Source organism: Streptomyces sp. BE303 (genome assembly GCF_036290945.1).
In the GTDB taxonomy this organism is placed as follows: domain Bacteria; phylum Actinomycetota; class Actinomycetes; order Streptomycetales; family Streptomycetaceae; genus Kitasatospora.
Genome location: NZ_JAQYWZ010000540.1, coordinates 194,378 through 210,936, shown reverse-complemented (window position 1 = coordinate 210,936; position 16,559 = coordinate 194,378). Strand labels below are relative to the sequence as shown.

General features: G+C 75.0%; 15 protein-coding genes and 1 pseudogene. 14 read left to right on the top strand and 2 right to left on the bottom strand.

Annotation, left to right across the window (positions count from 1 at the left end; genetic code table 11):
• Nucleotides 1-184: 184 nt before the first annotated feature.
• The 13 genes and pseudogenes from PUR56_RS12255 (at nucleotide 185) to PUR56_RS12195 (ending at nucleotide 14,481) form a co-directional block, all read left to right on the top strand.
• Nucleotides 185-1,072, top strand: coding sequence for a 2-hydroxy-3-oxopropionate reductase (locus PUR56_RS12255; RefSeq protein WP_329948904.1), 888 nt, complete (start codon nucleotides 185-187; stop codon nucleotides 1,070-1,072).
• A gap of 366 nt (nucleotides 1,073-1,438) precedes the next feature.
• On the top strand, nucleotides 1,439-2,581 hold the full coding sequence (locus PUR56_RS12250) for a glycerate kinase (RefSeq protein WP_329948903.1): 1,143 nt from the start codon (nucleotides 1,439-1,441) through the stop codon (nucleotides 2,579-2,581).
• A gap of 111 nt (nucleotides 2,582-2,692) precedes the next feature.
• The gene (gene allB / locus PUR56_RS12245; RefSeq protein WP_329948902.1) at nucleotides 2,693-4,138 is read left to right on the top strand and encodes an allantoinase AllB; all 1,446 of its coding nucleotides are present in this window, start codon (nucleotides 2,693-2,695) and stop codon (nucleotides 4,136-4,138) included.
• A pseudogene (alc, locus tag PUR56_RS12240) lies at nucleotides 4,135-5,190 on the top strand (allantoicase); the annotation flags it as partial. The gene allB and the pseudogene alc, both read left to right, overlap by 4 nt.
• Before the next feature lie 415 nt (nucleotides 5,191-5,605).
• A complete protein-coding gene (locus PUR56_RS12235) occupies nucleotides 5,606-7,066 on the top strand; it encodes a catalase (RefSeq protein ID WP_329948900.1) in 1,461 nt (486 codons plus the stop codon).
• 347 nt (nucleotides 7,067-7,413) lie between these two features.
• Complete coding sequence (locus tag PUR56_RS12230; protein WP_329948899.1) at nucleotides 7,414-8,193, top strand: IclR family transcriptional regulator; 780 nt, start codon at nucleotides 7,414-7,416, stop codon at nucleotides 8,191-8,193.
• A 233-nt stretch (nucleotides 8,194-8,426) separates the two neighbouring features.
• A complete protein-coding gene (locus PUR56_RS12225) occupies nucleotides 8,427-9,341 on the top strand; it encodes a metal-dependent hydrolase (protein WP_329880486.1) in 915 nt (304 codons plus the stop codon).
• A gap of 96 nt (nucleotides 9,342-9,437) precedes the next feature.
• Nucleotides 9,438-10,571 carry a PDR/VanB family oxidoreductase gene (locus PUR56_RS12220; protein WP_329880484.1) on the top strand — a complete coding sequence of 378 codons (1,134 nt, stop codon included), beginning with the start codon at nucleotides 9,438-9,440 and terminating at the stop codon, nucleotides 10,569-10,571.
• Nucleotides 10,572-10,601: 30 nt separating this feature from the next.
• Nucleotides 10,602-11,498 (top strand): M24 family metallopeptidase, encoded by an 897-nt coding sequence (locus PUR56_RS12215; protein WP_329948898.1) that lies wholly within the window; start codon nucleotides 10,602-10,604, stop codon nucleotides 11,496-11,498.
• Nucleotides 11,495-13,291, top strand: a complete 1,797-nt coding sequence (locus tag PUR56_RS12210) for an SDR family oxidoreductase (RefSeq protein WP_329948897.1) — start codon at nucleotides 11,495-11,497, stop codon at nucleotides 13,289-13,291. Before PUR56_RS12215 ends, PUR56_RS12210 begins: the two co-directional genes overlap by 4 nt.
• Nucleotides 13,292-13,363: 72 nt before the next feature.
• Complete coding sequence (locus tag PUR56_RS12205) at nucleotides 13,364-13,561, top strand: type II toxin-antitoxin system VapB family antitoxin (RefSeq protein WP_329880480.1); 198 nt, start codon at nucleotides 13,364-13,366, stop codon at nucleotides 13,559-13,561.
• Between the two features lie 58 nt (nucleotides 13,562-13,619).
• Complete coding sequence (locus PUR56_RS12200; RefSeq protein ID WP_329948896.1) at nucleotides 13,620-13,751, top strand: hypothetical protein; 132 nt, start codon at nucleotides 13,620-13,622, stop codon at nucleotides 13,749-13,751.
• A gap of 100 nt (nucleotides 13,752-13,851) precedes the next feature.
• Nucleotides 13,852-14,481, top strand: coding sequence for a LysE family translocator (locus PUR56_RS12195; RefSeq protein ID WP_329880477.1), 630 nt, complete (start codon nucleotides 13,852-13,854; stop codon nucleotides 14,479-14,481).
• 10 nt (nucleotides 14,482-14,491) lie between these two features.
• On the opposite strand, the gene PUR56_RS12190 is transcribed toward PUR56_RS12195, so the two are convergent.
• Complete coding sequence (locus tag PUR56_RS12190; RefSeq protein ID WP_329948895.1) at nucleotides 14,492-14,785, bottom strand: hypothetical protein; 294 nt, start codon at nucleotides 14,783-14,785, stop codon at nucleotides 14,492-14,494.
• 158 nt (nucleotides 14,786-14,943) lie between these two features.
• Here PUR56_RS12190 and PUR56_RS12185 point away from each other — a divergent pair, with 158 nt between their 5' ends.
• Nucleotides 14,944-15,240, top strand: coding sequence for a hypothetical protein (locus PUR56_RS12185; protein ID WP_329880474.1), 297 nt, complete (start codon nucleotides 14,944-14,946; stop codon nucleotides 15,238-15,240).
• Between the two features lie 60 nt (nucleotides 15,241-15,300).
• Here PUR56_RS12185 and PUR56_RS12180 read toward each other — a convergent pair whose 3' ends face one another.
• Nucleotides 15,301-16,500, bottom strand: a complete 1,200-nt coding sequence (locus tag PUR56_RS12180) for an XdhC family protein (RefSeq protein WP_329948894.1) — start codon at nucleotides 16,498-16,500, stop codon at nucleotides 15,301-15,303.
• Between the last annotated feature and the right edge of the window lie 59 nt (nucleotides 16,501-16,559).

The following is a 16,559-nucleotide window of genomic DNA, read 5'->3' as shown; positions in this document are numbered from 1 at the left end:
CTTCGCCCGGCTCACCGCCGCCGGCTACACCGGCCCGATCGGCCTCGAGTACCGCCCGTCCACCGGCGTCAGCGCCGACAGCTTCGGGTGGCTCCCGCGCGAGCACCGCGCAGCCTAGGCCGTGCCCGGCCGCGCCGGCCGCCCACCCCACCCTCCCCGCTCCACGGACAGAAGGAACGACGCGATGAGCCGCAAGATCGCCTTCATCGGCCTCGGCATCATGGGAAGCCCGATGGCCGCCAACCTGGTCGGCGCCGGCCACCACGTCACCGGCTACAACCTCACCCGGCCGCAGATCGACGCCCTGGTCGCGGCCGGGGGCCACGGCGCCACCAGCATCGCGGACGCGGTGCGGGACGCCGAGGTCGTGATCACCATGGTCCCGGCCGACCCGCAGGTCGAGCAGGCCGTCCTCGGCGAGGGCGGCGTCCTGGAGAACGTCCGGCCCGGCACGCTCGTCATCGACATGTCGAGCATCACCCCGCAGACCTCGATCAGGGTCGAGGCCGCCGCCCGGGAGAAGGGCGTCCGTGCGCTGGACGCCCCGGTCTCCGGTGGCGAGGCGGGCGCGGTCGAGGCCGTTCTCTCGATCATGGTCGGCGGCGCCGCCGAGGACTTCGCCGAGGCCAAGCCGCTGTTCGACGTGCTCGGCACCACGGTGGTCCACGTCGGCCCGGCCGGGGCCGGCCAGACGGTCAAGGCCGCCAACCAGCTGATCGTCGCCGTCAACATCCAGGCCGTGGCCGAGGCCGTGGTCTTCCTGGAGAACGCCGGCGTCGACCTCGGGGCCGCGCTGGACGTGCTCGGCGGCGGCCTGGCGGGCTCGACCGTGCTGAACCGCAAGAAGACCAACATGCTGAACCGCGAGTTCGCCCCCGGCTTCCGCATCGACCTGCACCACAAGGACATGGGGATCGTCACCGAGGCCGCCCGCGCCGTCGGCGCCGCCCTCCCGGTCGGCGCGGTCGTCGCCCAGCTGGTCGCCTCCGCCCGTGCCAACGGCGACGGCTCCCTCGACCACTCGGCGCTGCTGCGCGGCGTCGAGCGGCTCTCCGGCCGCGAGGTGAAGTAGCCCTCCCGGCCCCTCGACTCCTCCCGGTGGCGTGTACCTGTCCGGTCGTGCCCGCGCCACCGGGAGGTCGCCACCTGCCGCTCCGGCCGCGTGCGCACCCGTGCGGCCGGGGCGGCGACCGGCCCGACCGGCGGGCGGTGCGGGGCTCATCCGCCCGCCCGCCGGTCGACCGGACGGTGACGCGCCCACCCTCCAGGGGCACTCCGGTCGTGCCGAGCGGCGCGTCGCCCGGCTCCCTCCCCCGTCGAGGGGAGTCCCTCGCCCTCCGGAAGCGGGACGAGGGGAACGGCGGGGAGGGAGCCGCCCCGGGCCTGCCGGGGCCCATGCTTGACGGACCATCGCCAGACCAGAAGTGAGGCCCACGCCATGCCCCCCACCTCCCACCAGGGCCATGTGGTCGTAGCTCCCGACAAGTTCAAGGGCACCCTGGAGGCCGCCGAGGCCGCCGCCCGGATCGCCGCCGGCATCCGCCGTGCCGCCCCCGGTACCGAGGTCCGCGAACTGCCCGTCGCCGACGGCGGCGAGGGGACCCTGGCCGCCGCGCTCGCGGCCGGCTTCGCCCGCGTTCCCGCCAAGGTGGCCGGCCCGACCGGCCTGCCGGTGGACGCCGCGCTCGCCGTCCGGGGCGACACCGCCGTGGTCGAGCTGGCCCAGGCCTCCGGGCTGGCCCGGCTCCCCGGCGGCCGGACCGCCCCGCTCGCGGCCGGCTCCTACGGGGTCGGCCAGCTGATCGGCCGGGCCGTCGGGCTCGGGGCGAAGCGGATCGTGCTCGGCCTCGGCGGAAGCGCCTGCACCGACGGCGGGGCCGGGATGGTCCAGGCGCTCGGCGTCTCGCTGCTCGACGGCGAAGGCGTCGAACTCCCGCCCGGTGGAGCGGCGTTGAGGCGCCTGGAGCGGATCGACCCCGGACGGCTCGCCGGCACCCTGGCGGGCGTCGAGATCGTGGTCGCCTGCGACGTCGACAACCCGCTGCTCGGTCCGCGCGGCGCGACGGCCGTCTACGGCCCGCAGAAGGGCGCGAGCGGGGAGGACCTGCTGGTCCTGGAGGAAGCTCTGACCCGGTTCGCCGACGCGGTCGGCGCGACGGTCGGCCGCGAGGTGCGCGACGCCCCCGGCGCGGGGGCCGCGGGCGGGGTCGGCTTCGCGGCGCTCGCCCTGCTGGGCGCCACCATGCGACCCGGCATCGAGCTCCTGCTCGACCTGCTGGGTTTCGACGCGGCCGTGCGTGGGGCACGCCTCGTCGTCACCGGCGAGGGCTGCCTGGACGCGCAGACGCTCCACGGCAAGGCCCCCGCCGGCGTCGCGGCGGCCGCCGCCCGGGCGGGGGTCCGGGTGGCCGCCGTGGCGGGACGGGTGGAACTGTCCGAACGCGAGTGGCGGGCGGCCGGCTTCGCCGCCGCGTACGCGCTCAGCGAGTTGGGCGAGCAGCCCGGTGACGGCCTGACCAGGGCGGGAGAGCTCGCCGAGGTCGCGGGGGAGCGACTGGCGGCGGAGTTCCTCCACCGGTGACCGGCGCGGACCCTCGTAGTTTCCTCCATTGACGATTTGTTGAAGGCGGCCCTAGGCTCCGGGCCATCCTTCGGCGCACCCCACCCCTCGACCAGGTTTCGGAGGTCCCCCATGCCCATCAGCGAGACCGCGGTGATCCGCTCCCGCCGGGTGGTCCTGCCGGACGGCGAGCGCCCCGCGGACGTGCTGGTCCGGGACGGGAGGATCGCGCGGATCGCCGCGCACGGCTCCCTCCCCGCCGGTGGCCACGCGCTCACCGACCTCGGTGACACCGCGCTGCTCCCCGGCCTGGTCGACACCCACGTGCACGTCAACGAACCCGGCCGCACCGAGTGGGAGGGCTTCGCCACCGCCACCCGGGCGGCCGCCGCCGGCGGTGTCACCACCGTCATCGACATGCCGCTCAACTCGGTGCCGCCCACCACCACCCCGGCCGGGCTGGAGGTCAAACGGAAGACCGCGGAGGGTCAGGCCTGGGTCGACCTCGGCTTCTGGGGCGGGGCCGTGCCCGGAAACCTCGCCGACCTCGAACCCCTGCACCGTGCGGGCGTGTTCGGCTTCAAGTCCTTCCTGGCACCGAGCGGGGTCGACGAGTTCCCGCACCTCGAACAGGCCGATCTGGAGGCCGCCCTCGCCGAACAGGCCCGAATCGGCGCGCTCGCCATCATCCACGCCGAGGACCCGGCCGTCCTCTCCGCCGCACCGCAGCAACCCGGCGTCCACTACCGGGACTTCCTCGCCTCCCGACCCGCCGGTGCGGAGACCGCCGCGGTGGCCCGGCTGCTCGACACCGCCCGGCGCACCGGCGCCCGGGTGCACGTCCTGCACGTCTCCTCGGCCGCCGTGCTGCCGCTGCTCCGCCGGGCCCGCGCGGACGGTGTCGAGGTCACCGCCGAGACCTGCCCGCACTACCTGACCCTCACCGCCGAGCAGGTCCCGGACGGCGGCACCGCGTTCAAGTGCTGTCCGCCGATCCGTGACGAGGCCAATCGCGACGCCCTCTGGGAGGCCCTGGCCGCAGGGGAGTTCGCCGCGGTCGTCTCCGACCACTCGCCGTCCACCCCCGACCTCAAGCTGCTGCCCGAGCGCGGCGGCAGCGGGGACTTCGCGGCCGCCTGGGGCGGCATCGCCTCGCTCCAGCTGGGCCTGCCCGCGGTCTGGACCGAGGCCCGGCGGCGCGGTCACACCCTCTCCGACGTGGTCCGCTGGATGTCCGCCGGCCCGGCCGGGCTGGCCGGCCTCACCGGGACGAAGGGCGCCGTCGCCGTCGGCCACGACGCCGACCTGGTGGCCTTCGACCCCGACGGCCGCTTCGCCGTGCACGCCGCCGACCTGCACCACCGCAACCCCGTCACCCCGTACGCGGGCCGGACGCTCACCGGCGCCGTCCGCACCACCTGGCTGCGCGGCCGGGTCGTCGACGTCGCCGGCGAGCCGTTCGGCGTCCAGCTCACCCGCCCGCGGCCCACCGGCTCCGGGCCCACCGGCCCCGTGTCCACCGGTCCCGGGCCCGCCCGGTCCACCCGTCCGACCCCCGGCCCCGAGGAGTCGCAGTGACCACCGTCCCCACCCCGAACGCCCCGTTCACCGAGCTGGTCGACCTGGCCTCCCGCCGGCTCGGCGCCGGTGTCGTCGCCACCAACGAGGACACCTTCGCCGACGCCGAGAACCTGCTGGTCGCCGAGGCCGCCGTGTTCCGCCCGCACACCTTCGGCCACAAGGGCCAGATCATGGACGGCTGGGAGTCCCGGCGGCGCCGGGGCACGGGTGCCGAACAGCCGCACCCCACCGACGAGGACCACGACTGGGCGGTCGTCCGGCTCGGCGCCGCCGGAGTGATCCGCGGCCTGGTCGTCGACACCGCGCACTTCACCGGGAACTACCCGGAGAGCGCCTCCGTCGAGGCCGCCTCGATACCCGGCCACCCCTCGCCCGCCGAGGTCGCGGCCGCCGCGTGGGTGGAGATCCTGCCGCGCACCCCGCTGCGGGGCGACACCGCCCACGCGTTCGAGGTGAGCAGCGCCACCCGGTTCACCCACGTACGGCTCAACATCTTCCCGGACGGCGGTGTCGCCCGGCTCCGCGTCCACGGCGAGGTGCTTCCCGACCCGCGCGAGCTGGACGGCCTCACCTTCGACCTGGCCGCCCAGGAGCACGGCGGTGTCGCGGAGGCCGCCTCCGACCGCTACTTCTCCTCCCCGCACAACCTGAACGCTCCCGGCCGCGCCTCCGTCATGGGTGAGGGCTGGGAGACCCGGCGTCGGCGTGACAAGGCCAACGACTGGGTGCGGATCGCCCTGGCCGGGGGCGGCGAGGTCCTGGCCGCCGAGGTGGACACCACCCACTTCGTCGCCAACGCCCCCGGCTGGGCCGACCTGGTCGGCTACGACGCCTCCGCCGGCGGTGACCCCGCCGCCGACCCGGACGGCTGGTTCGCGCTCCTGCCGCGCACCCGCCTCCAGCCCGACACCCGGCACCGCTTCCGGCTGGACCCGGCCCGCCCGGTGACCCATGTGCGGATCAACGTGTACCCCGACGGTGGCCTCGCCCGCCTCCGCCTCACCGGCCGCCCGACCGAGGCGGGCCGGGCCGGTCTCGCGCTGCGCTGGTTCGACGCCGTCCCGGTCGACGAGGCCGCCGCGGCCCTCGTCGAGGCCGGTCTCACCGCCGGGGAGGCCGCCGAACTGGCCGCGGCCCGCCCGCTGGTGGACGCCGACGCCGCCCGCACCGCCGTCGCCGCGCTCAGCCCGGCCGACGGCCCCGACGGCGAGCACTCCTCCCGCCGCCGCTCGGCCGCCTGGCGCCTGCTCGGCATCTGAACCGGCGCCCGAGCCGGCGTCCCGACCGGCGCCCGAGCCGGCGTCCCGACCGGCGCCGGAGCCCGTGTCCCGACCGGCGCCGCCGCAGGCCGGGGGCCGCGGCCGCGGTGGCTCCGCGCCACCCGCGGAGCCCTCCGGCCGCGGCCCGGGGCGGCGCCGCATTCCCCCAAGCGTCACACCCTTATCGACATCCGAAGGACCCGTCATGTCCAAGATCCTGACCACGGAGTCCGGCGCCCCGGTCGCCGACAACCAGAACTCGGCCTCGGCCGGCGCCTACGGTCCGCTGCTGGTCCAGGACCAGCACCTGCTGGAGAAGCTCGCCCGGTTCAACCGTGAGCGCATCCCGGAGCGCGTCGTGCACGCCCGCGGTTCCGGCGCGTACGGCTACTTCGAGGTCACGGACGAGGTCTCGCCGTACACCCGGGCCGCCTTCCTCGGCGAGGTCGGCAGGCGCACCGAGGTGTTCCTCCGCTTCTCCACGGTCGCGGGCAACCTGGGCTCGAACGACGCCGTCCGCGACCCGCGCGGCTTCGCGCTCAAGTTCTACACCGAGGAGGGCAACTACGACCTCGTCGGCAACAACACCCCGGTCTTCTTCATCAAGGACCCGCTGAAGTTCCCCGACTTCATCCACTCCCAGAAGCGCGACCCGTACACCGGTGTCCAGGAGGCCGACAACGTCTGGGACTTCTGGGCCCACTCGCCCGCGTCGACCCACCAGATCACCTGGCTCTTCGGCGACCGCGGCATCCCCGCGTCCTACCGCCACATGAACGGGTACGGCTCGCACACCTACCAGTGGGTCAACGAGCAGGGTGACGCCTACTGGGTGAAGTACCACTTCAAGACCAACCAGGGGATCCGCTCGCTGGACGCCGCCCAGGCCGCCGAGGCGGTCGGCGGCGACGCCGACAGCCACCAGCGCGACCTCCACCAGGCCATCGAGCGCGGGGTGTTCCCGTCCTGGACCCTCTACGTCCAGCTGATGCCGGTCGCCGAGGCCGCCGACTACCGGTTCAACCCCTTCGACCTGACCAAGGTCTGGCCGCACGCCGACTACCCGTTGGTCAAGGTCGGCCGCCTGGTGCTCAACCGCAATCCCGAGAACGTCTTCGCCGAGGTCGAGCAGGCCGCGTTCTCGCCGAACAACTTCGTGCCCGGCATCGGCCCGTCCCCGGACAAGATGCTCCAGGGCCGCCTGTTCGCGTACGCCGACGCCCAGCGTTACCGCCTCGGGGTGAACCACACCCGGCTGCCGGTCAACGCCCCGCGCGCGACCGAGGCCGCCAACTACGGCCGGGACGGCCTCGGCGCGCTCAACCCGGCCGGCCGTGCCCGCAACTACGAGCCCAACTCCTACGACGGGCCGGCCCAGACCGGCGCCGCGCTCGCCGCGCCGACCGGGCTGAGCGGCTGGACCGGCACCCACACCACCCCGGCCCACACCAAGGACGACGACTTCTTCCAGGCCGGTGAGCTCTACCGGCTGATGCCGGAGGCCGAGCGGGCCCGCCTGATCGACAACCTGGCCGGCTTCCTGGCCCAGGTCTCCCGCGACGACGTCGTGGAGCGGAACCTCGCCCACTTCCACGCCGCCGACCAGGAGTACGGCGCCCGCCTGGAGGCCGCCGTCACCAGGCTCCGGGCCGGCGACGAGGGCTGATCCACCGGACCACCCTCCCCGGCCGCCGGGGCCCGCACCCCGGCGCCGCCCCCCGACCGGGCCGTTCCCCCAGGCAGTGGGGGAGCGGCCCGGTGCCCGTCCGCCGCCCGGACGCCCGCCACCGCCCGCCGCAGGCGCCCTGCCGCCGATCGACGGTCAGGAACGTCCGCCGCTGCGCCACCCGGCGGGCGGGGGTACGCGGGGGCATCGGCGGGGCATATGCCCGTCAAGTGCTTCACCGCACCTGCACGAAAATCCGCAGAGGGGCGGATGGCGGTGTACAGCGGTGGATAGGCTGGACACCACCCGCCGGTCACACCTGCGGGGGGACATCGGAAGGGGACGACATGTCGACACCAGCCCCCGGTCGCCACGCCGCGCCGGCCCAGGGCCTGCCCGGTCCGTTCACCTCCCTGCAGCACGCCCTCAGACTGCTGGAGGCGGTCGACCGGCACCCCGGAGGGGCCACGCTGGTCACGCTGGCCAGGGAGACGTCCCTCGGGCTGCCGACGGTCCGTCGGCTCGCCGAGATCCTGGAGATCGAGGGCTACCTCATGTGCCAGGACGGCGGTTGGGTGCTCGGCGGCACCTTCGCGCTGCTCGGGCAGCAGAACCGGGAGCAGCTGGTGCGGGTCCGGCTGGATCGCAAACTGGAGGAGCTCCGGGACGAGTTGGGCGCGGCGGTGTACTTCAGCCGCTATCACGACGGCGAGCTGTCGGTGGAGGCGGTGTCGGCGGGCGACCACGCGCCGGCGGTGCAGGAGTGGGTGGACTTCCGGGCGACCGCGCACGCCAGCGCGATCGGCAAGTGCCTGCTCAGCCAGCTCGACCACGACGCGCGCCGGGACCACTTCGCCCGGCACCCGGTGGCCCGGCTGACCTCCCGGACGGTCACCGACGCGGACCAGCTGATGCACCGTCTGGAGCGTCAGCCGGCCACCATTCCGGTGCTGGACATCCAGGAGTACGCGCTCGGCACGGTCTGCGCCGCGGTCCCGGTCACGGCCGGCAGCACGGTCGGCTGCCTGGCCACCTCGATGCCGGTGGACAACGTGCACCGGCTGAAGGCCGCCGCCGAGCTGCTCGCCGTCCGGGCCGCGCCGCTGATGCTGGCCATGGCCGTCTGAAGCACCGCGGAGGATCGCAGGACCCCGTCGCGCCGCGGCGGGGTCCTCGTGTTTCCCGGGGTGCCGGGCCGTCGGCCCCGGGTGTTTCGCCGGGCCCGCCGCGGTGCACATCACTTATTAGACTCGATGTCGATAAGAGGTGTCGAACCTCTTGTGGCGCGCACTACCCGCGAGTACGTTTTGCCGGGTCGAGCCGCCACGAGCCGCCACCCGCAGGTCAGGAGGGCCCCGTCATGCCCAGCCCCACCCCCGTTCCCGCCCTCGCCGCGCCGGCCGTCCGGGTGCACGAGAGCCTCGTCCTGGAGCCCCGCGACGTCCGCTTCGACTGGTCCGGACTGCCGCTGCACTGGATTCCCGACGAGCCGATGGCCACCCACGTCATCAACGTCCTGCACCTCCTCCTCCCGGAGGGCGAGCGCTGGTTCGTCAAGGTGTTCAAGGACGCCCTGCCGATGATCCGGGACGAGCAGCTGCGGGACGAGGTGCTCGGCTTCATCGGCCAGGAGGCCATCCACGCCGAGGCCCACCAGGAGGTCCTCGACCACCTGCTCGGGCAGGGCCTCGACCCCCGCCCGTACGTGCGTCAGATCTCCTGGCTGTTCCAGCGGGTCCTCGGCGACAAGCCCGGGCTGACGCCCGCCCGGCAGCGCGAGAACATCATCGAGCGGGTCGCGTTCGTCGCCGCCATCGAGCACTTCACCGCCTTCCTCGGCAACTGGGCGCTCAACTCCCCGGGCCTGGACCGGGCCGAGGCCGACCCGACCATGCTCGACCTGCTGCGCTGGCACGGCGCCGAGGAGGTCGAGCACCGCAGCGTCGCCTACGACCTGATGGTCCACCTCGACCCCGGCTACCTGCGGCGGATCCGCGGCATGGCGATCTCCGGGCCGCTCCTCGTCCACCTCTGGGTGCGCGGCGCCCGCTTCCTGCTCGCCGCCGACCCGACCCTCGACGGCCGGATCAGGCCCACCTGGCGCGAGGCCGGCCGGATCGCCAGGCGCGGACTGCTGCCCGACCCGCTCACCTCGATCCGCTCCGGCCTGCGCTACCTCCGGCCCGGCTACCACCCCACCCAGGAGGGGTCCTCCAGCCAGGCCCTCGGCTACCTCGCCACCTCCCCGGCCGCCCGCGCCGCCGCCGGCCGCTGACGGGGACGGCGGTCCCCGCCCCCGGGGCCCGCCGCCGGCCCACCCGCCCCCGGCCCACCCGCCGCCCAGGACCCAAGGACCCAAGGACCCCGCCGGATGGATCTGCGCACCCCACCCCCCGACCTCTACGGCCGCCCCCGCGCCGACACCTTCTTCCGCTTCCTCACCGCCTTCGGCGACCGCTACAGCCCCGCCCTCGGCAGCCCGCTGCTCCGGCGCAACCCCCGCCGCCCGCCCGGCCGCCCCACCCCGGCGCTCCAACTGGTCGTCACCGCCCGGCGCCCGGCCGCCACCGACGTCGTCGAACTCACCCTCGCGGACCCCTCCGGCGGTCCCCTCCCGCCCTGGCAGCCCGGCGCCCACCTGCGGCTCGTGCTGCCGTCCGGCCGCGAGCGCCACTACTCCCTCTGCGGCGACCCGGCCGACCCCGCCGCCTACCGGATCGCGGTCCGGCACCTGCCCGCGGGCGGCGGCGGCTCCGCCGAGGTCCACGACACCCTCCACCCCGGCACCCGGCTCACCGCCCGCCGTCCCCGCAACGGCTTCGCCTTCTGCGCCGAACCGGCGGTCCTCCTGGTGGCCGGCGGCATCGGCATCACCCCGCTGCTCCCGATGGCCCGCGAGGCCCGGCGGCACGGCCTGGACTGGCACCTCGTCCACGTCGGCCGCAGCGCCGGTACCCTCCCGTTCTCCGAGGAGCTGCGGGCCCTCGACCCGCACCGGGTCCACCTGCGCACCGACGACGAGCACGGCGGCCCGCCCACCGGGGCCGAGCTCCTCGCCCGCGCCCCGCGCGGTGCGGCCGTCTACTGCTGCGGCCCGGCCCCGATGCTCGCCGCCGTCCAGCGGGCCCTCGACGGATCGCCCGCCGCCTCCCTGCACTTCGAACGGTTCGGCGCCGCGCCGATCACCGACGGCGAGCCGTTCACCGTCCGCCTCGGCACCGACGGACCGGCCCTCGACGTCCCGGCCGACCGCTCGGCCCTGGACGTGCTCCGGGAGGCCCGCCCCGACCTGGCGTACTCCTGCCACCAGGGCTTCTGCGGCACCTGCGAGGTCCGGCTGCTGGCCGGCACCCCCGACCACCGCGACCGCCGCCTCACCGCCGAACAGCGGGCCGCCGGCGCCCTGCTGCCCTGCGTCTCCCGGGCCGCCGCGGGCGAGACCCTGGTGCTCGACCTCGGTGCGCCCGGCCGGCCCCGGGCGCAGGACCCGTCCGACCGGCCGTAGGCCGCCGATCCCCCAGAAGGAGCCCCCGCCGTGCCGCGCACCCCCGCCTTCCCCTACACCGAGCACGACCTCGCCCGCTTCCGGGAGACCCAGCAGCTCGCCTACCACTGCGCCGAGGAGGTCGCCGCCTGGATCGAACCCGGGGTCACCGAGCGGCAGGCGACCGCCCGGCTGCGCCGCCGGCTGGTCGCGGCCGGTGTGCAGGACTTCTTCCACGTGCCGTTCGCCTGGTTCGGCGACCGGACGGCGTTCCGGCACTTCCACACGCCGCTGCAGTTCTTCGCCGGCAACCGCCGGCTGACGGAGGGCATGCCGTACGTGCTGGACTGTGCGCCCGTCGTCGACGGCTACACCGCCGACATCGGCTACGGCGGCAAGGTCGGCGAGAACCGCGTGTGGGACCGCCTCGCCGCCGACCTCCGGGTCTACCGCGAGCTGATCCTCACCGAGGTCCGCGCCCGCAGGCCGCTCGCCGACGTGTACGCGGCGGTCGACGCGCAGATCGAGGCGCACGGCTACGACAACCGCCACCGCGTCTACCCGGGCCGGGTGATCGGCCATCAGGTCACCCGGACGACCGCCCGCGGCCCGGCGGGGGTGAACGTGTTCGGCTTCGGGGTGCGTACACTCCAGACGCTCGGCCGCGAGCTGATCAGCGAGCGCCTGCACGGCCGCTCCCCGCTCTGGGCGGACGGCCGCTCCTCCCGGCACGCGCCCACCCCGGGCCTCTGGGCGGTGGAGCCGCACATCGGCTTCCGGGAGGTCGGCATCAAGTTCGAGGAGCTGCTGGTGGTCACCGAGGACGACGCGTACTGGCTCGACGACGACCTCCCGCACGTCCGCCGCTGGACCGCGGCAGGCGCCGCCGCGACCACCACGACCACCGCGACCGCGACCACCGCGACCGCTCAGGAGGCGACCCGATGACGACCAGCCGCGACACCGGACGCGCCGGGCACCCCGCCCCCCGGGTGCCGCACCGTGCCGCCTCCCGCCGCCGGACCGTCCACTCCGGGGGCCTGCCGCTCGCCGTCTTCGAGGACGGCGACCCGGGCGCCCCCACCGTCCTGCTGGTCCACGGCTACCCGGACACCCACGCGGTCTGGGACGACGTCGCCGCCGACCTCGCCCGCGACCACCACGTCGTCCGCTACGACGTCCGGGGCGCAGGCGCCTCCGGCGTCCCGGCCGGCCGCGAGGGCTACCGCCTGGAACAGCTGGCCGACGACCTGTTCGCCGTCGCCGACGCGGTCAGCCCGGACCGCCCGGTGCACGTCGTCGCCCACGACTGGGGCTCGCTGCAGTCCTGGGAGGCCGTCACCACCCCCGGTGCCGAACGACGGCTCGCCTCCTACACCACCATGTCCGGGCCCTGCCTGGACCACATGGGGTTCTGGCTCCGCGACCGCTTCCGCCGCCCCACCCCGCGCCACCTGAGGCAACTGCTCGCCCAGGGCGCCCACTCCTGGTACATCACCGCCTTCCACCTGCCCTTCCTCGCCCCCGGCGTCTGGCGGCTCGGCCTCGCCCGCGCCTGGCCCCGGGTGCTGCGCGACCTGGAGGGCGTCAGCCCGCGCCCCGGCCACCCGCAGCCCACGCTGCGCCGGGACGCGGTGCGAGGCATCGAGCTGTACCGGGCCAACATGCGGCCCGCGCTGCGCAACCCGCGCGAACGGCCCACCGAGGTGCCGGTCCAGCTGATCACCCTCACCCGGGACCACTACGTGGGCACCTACCTCTCCGAGGGCCTGGAGCGCTGGGTGCCGCGGCTGACCCGCCGGACCCTGCACGCCACCCACTGGTCCGCACTGCTGGAGAAGGGAACCGCCGTGGCCCGGATGGTCCGTGAACACGTCGCCCGCACCGAGGCCGGCCAGGACGCCCCCGAGGACCGCGCCGCCGCTGCCGCCGGGGACGGCCGGCTCGTCGTCGTCACCGGCGGTGGCAGCGGCATCGGCCGGGCCACCGCGCTCGCCTTCGCCGAGGACGGTGCCCGGGTGGTGGTCTGCGACCTCGACCTGGACGCGGCCCGCCGCACCGCCGAACTCGCCGCCCTGATCGGGCCGCCCGCCCACGCCTACCGGGTCGACGTCAGCGACGGCGCCGCGGTCGACGCCTTCGCCCAGCAGGTCGCCGCCGAGCACGGGGTGCCGGACGTGATCGTCAACAACGCGGGCATCGGCCACTCCGGGACCTTCCTCCAGACGACCGAGAAGGAGTGGCAGCGCGTCCTCGACGTCAACCTCTGGGGCGTCATCCACGGCTGCCGGGCGTTCGGCAGCCTGATGGCCGACCGCGGCGAGGGCGGTCACATCGTCAACCTGGCGTCGGCCGCCGCCTACCTGCCGTCCAAGGCGCTCACCGCCTACGCCACCAGCAAGGCCGCCGTCTTCATGCTCTCCGACTGCCTGCGTGCCGAGCTGGCCGGCCACGGCATCGGCGTCTCCACGATCTGCCCCGGCATCGTCAACACCAACATCACCCGCACCTCCACCTTCTCCGCGACCACCGCCGACCAGCAGGCCGCCAAGCAGGCCCGTGCCGCCAGGCTCTACGCCCGCCGCGGCTTCCCGCCCGAGAAGGTCGCCACCGCCGTCCTGCACGCGGTACGGACCGGGAAGGCCGTCGTCCCCGTGACGCCCGAGGCGAAGGCCGCCCGCTTCCTCTCCCGCCTCTCCCCGGGCCTGCTCCGCCTGGCCGCCCGCCTCAACGTGACCTGATCCCGCGGCCGAGATATCGGATACGGTGAATTTCGATATCACCACAGGCTCTTCGATCCCCGGAGGTCCGCTGTGACCCGCACGGTGATAGACGTCAAGGACGAGCTGCTGGCCGAGGCCGCAGAGATCTTCGGGACGACCACCAAGGTGGCGACGGTCAATGCCGCCCTGGAGGACGCGGTCAACCGTCGGAAGCGTGAGTCCTTCCTCAACTGGCTTGCCGAAGGGGGTCTGCCTGACCTCACCGGTTCGGCGGACCACGGTGAGTGAGCGCTTTCTGATCGACAAGTCGGCATTCGCGCGGTACCCGAAGCCGGCGGTTCGAGCGGTGATCGAACCGCTCCACAACGCCGGGCTGCTCGCCGTCTGCGGTGCTGTCGAGCTGGAGATCGTGCACAGCGCCCGTTCCAAGGCGGATGCCCTGCGCATTCGGGTCGTTCCACCCGGGACGGCCGACTGACGTCGTGCCCGGCGGGGAGCGGACGCTCGTCCGCCCCGCCGCCGGGGCCGCCGCGCAGGGCGTCCGTGTGCGGGCGGGGCGGCCCGTACGATCACGGACCATGGAGATGAGCACCGCACTCTGGTCCTTCGCCTTCGTCGTGGGGCTGCTGACCCTCACGCCCGGGCTCGACACCGCGCTGGTCCTGCGCACGTCCGCGCTGGGGCACCGGCGGCAGGCGTGGGGCGTGGTGCTGGGGATCCAGACCGGGACGCTGCTCTGGGGCACCCTGACCTCGGCGGGCGTCACCGCGCTGCTCACCGCCTCCCAGCTGGCGTACGAGATCCTGCGGTGGGCGGGCGCCGCGTACCTGGTGTGGCTGGGGATCGGGATGCTCCGGAGCAAGGGAGGCGACGCCGAGCCGGAGGAGGCGCAGCCGTCCGGCGGCGGGCTGGCGCACGGCTGGCGGCGCGGCACGCTGACCAACCTGCTCAACCCCAAGGTCGGCGTCTTCTACGTGGCGGTGCTGCCGCAGTTCATCCCGGCGGGGGCGCCGCACTTCGCCGCGGGCGTGGCGCTGACCTGCGTGCACGTCGCGGAGGGGCTGCTCTGGTCGGCGGTCCTGGTGGGCTTCGCCCAGGTGCTGCGCGGCTGGCTGCGCAGGCCGGCCGCGCGCCGGGCGATGGACCGGGTGACCGGGCTGGTGGTGCTGGGCTTCGGCGTGCGGCTGGCGGTCTCGGACACGCCCTAGCGTCGCCGGTTCAGCTGCCGAGACGGCGCAGGCCCTCGCGCAGTTGGTCGGTGTCCATGCAGAGGTGCACGTCGACGGAGGCGTTGAACTCCAGCCAGAACGGCTCGCAGACGGACGGCAGCGCGGCCTCGTCGGGTACGTCGATGACGGCGATCTGGCAGCGCCGGCCGTTGCGGGCGAAGGCGTAGACGGCCTCGGGCTTCAGACCGGCCATGATCCGGTCGAACTTCTCGGCGACGGCGCCGTCCCTGACGACCTGGTTGGCCGTCGCGGTGTCGAGCTCGATCTCCAGCAGGGCACGCATGGCGGTGCTCCTTCCGCAGGCTCGCGGTGAGTCCTCCTCTCCAGGCTCCCGCTGCCCCGGCGGCCACGCAACGTCACCCGGGCGGCGGCGCCGGATGGCCGCCCGGTGGGTCGCGGGCTGCACTGGGATCGCCACCCCGGCGCGGACAGGAGCACCTCATGGCGATCATCGTGACCTTCGACTTCCCCGAACTCTCCCAGGCGCAGTACGAGGAGGCGGTGGACCGGCTGACCGGCGGCGCGGGGCTGAACAGTCCCGCCGACTGGCCGGTGCGCGGGCTGGTGCTGCACGTGTCGGGGCCGAATCCGGACGGTCGCGGCTGGCACGTCACCGACGTCTGGGAGTCCCGGGAGGCGTTCGAGCAGTTCGGGACGGTGCTGCTGCCGATCCTCCGCGAGATCGGGATCCCGTCGGCGCCCCCGCTGATCTGCGAGGCCTACAGCGTGGTGACCTGACCGACCCGATCAGTTCCTGACCGGGCCTGACCTGTTCCCGACCCGATGCGGCCCGTCGGGTCAGGCCGCGTGCGGCTTCCGCACGCTCCCCGGCTCCGCCGCGTCCGCCGGGGCGTCCGCGAGCGCCAGGTCGTGGTGGATCGGCCCGTCCCCGGCGCTGAGCGGCAGGCAGCTGCCGCCCCTGCGGTGGGCGACGATCTCGGCGGCGACCGACACGGCGGTCTCCTCGGGGGTGCGGGCGCCGAGGTCCAGACCGATGGGGGAGCGCAGCCGGCCGATCTCGGCGTCGGACAGGCCGCTCGCGCGCAGCCGGGCCTCCCGGTCGCGGTGGGTGCGGCGGGAGCCCATCGCGCCGACGTAGCCGACCGGCAGCCGCAACGCGCGCTCCAGCAGCGGGATGTCGAACTTGGCGTCGTGGGTGAGCACGCAGAGCACGGTGCGGCCGTCGAGCCGGTCGAGCTGGGTGTCGAGGTAGCGGTGCGGCCAGTCGACGACGACCCGGTCGGCGTCGGGGAAGCGCTGCCGGGTGGCGAAGACGGGGCGGGCGTCGCAGACGGTGACGTGGTAGCCGAGGAACTTGCCGATCCGGACGACCGCCGCCGCGAAGTCGATCGCGCCGAAGACCAGCATCCGCGGCGGGGGCACGTAGGACTCGACGAAGAAGGTCACGGTGCCCCGGTCCTGCTCGTCGCAGGGGCGTCCGTCGAGGCCGAGCACCAGCTGTCCGGTGCGGCCGGCGTCGAGCATGGCCCGGGCCTCGGTGACCAGGGCCCGTTCCAGGGCGGCCACCGTGGAGGGGGCGGGGGAGAGGGCGCCGTGGTGGGTGTCGGCGGTGACGGTGAGGGTGGCGCCGAGCAGGGCGGCGGGGCCGGCGACGGCACGGGCGAGGGCGACCGGGGTGCCCGCGGCGACGGCGGCGAGGCCGGTGTCGAGGGCCGGGTCGGCGCCGGGGACGACCGGCTGGACGAAGACGTCGATGACGCCGCCGCAGGTCAGGCCGACGGCGAAGGCGTCCTCGTCGCTGTAGCCGAAGCGTTCCAGGACGGGCCGGCCGGACTCCAGGGCGGCCCGGCAGAGCTCGTAGACGGCGCCCTCGACGCAGCCGCCGGACACGCTCCCGATCGCCTCGCCGGCCTCGTCGACGGCGAGCGCGGCACCGGGGTCGCGCGGCGCGCTGCCGGAGACCCCGACCACCGTGGCCACGGCGAAGGCGCGGCCGGACGCGTGCCAGGCCTGCAGCTGCTCGGCGATGTCCTGCATGGCGGGAGCTCCTTGTCGCTTTCGAGGGTAGCCGGAGAGGGACCGGCGGGCGCGGACGG

What these genes read in the sequence shown, in the direction of transcription:
- PUR56_RS12255 (WP_329948904.1), top strand. Translation starts at nt 185, where the DNA reads ATGAGCCGCAAGATCGCCTTCATCGGCCTCGGCATCATGGGAAGCCCG.
- PUR56_RS12250 (WP_329948903.1), top strand. Translation starts at nt 1,439, where the DNA reads ATGCCCCCCACCTCCCACCAGGGCCATGTGGTCGTAGCTCCCGACAAG.
- allB (WP_329948902.1), top strand. Translation starts at nt 2,693, where the DNA reads ATGCCCATCAGCGAGACCGCGGTGATCCGCTCCCGCCGGGTGGTCCTG.
- PUR56_RS12235 (WP_329948900.1), top strand. Translation starts at nt 5,606, where the DNA reads ATGTCCAAGATCCTGACCACGGAGTCCGGCGCCCCGGTCGCCGACAAC.
- PUR56_RS12230 (WP_329948899.1), top strand. Translation starts at nt 7,414, where the DNA reads ATGTCGACACCAGCCCCCGGTCGCCACGCCGCGCCGGCCCAGGGCCTG.
- PUR56_RS12225 (WP_329880486.1), top strand. Translation starts at nt 8,427, where the DNA reads ATGCCCAGCCCCACCCCCGTTCCCGCCCTCGCCGCGCCGGCCGTCCGG.
- PUR56_RS12220 (WP_329880484.1), top strand. Translation starts at nt 9,438, where the DNA reads ATGGATCTGCGCACCCCACCCCCCGACCTCTACGGCCGCCCCCGCGCC.
- PUR56_RS12210 (WP_329948897.1), top strand. Translation starts at nt 11,495, where the DNA reads ATGACGACCAGCCGCGACACCGGACGCGCCGGGCACCCCGCCCCCCGG.
- PUR56_RS12195 (WP_329880477.1), top strand. Translation starts at nt 13,852, where the DNA reads ATGGAGATGAGCACCGCACTCTGGTCCTTCGCCTTCGTCGTGGGGCTG.
- PUR56_RS12190 (WP_329948895.1), bottom strand. Translation starts at nt 14,785, where the DNA reads ATGCGTGCCCTGCTGGAGATCGAGCTCGACACCGCGACGGCCAACCAG.
- PUR56_RS12185 (WP_329880474.1), top strand. Translation starts at nt 14,944, where the DNA reads ATGGCGATCATCGTGACCTTCGACTTCCCCGAACTCTCCCAGGCGCAG.
- PUR56_RS12180 (WP_329948894.1), bottom strand. Translation starts at nt 16,500, where the DNA reads ATGCAGGACATCGCCGAGCAGCTGCAGGCCTGGCACGCGTCCGGCCGC.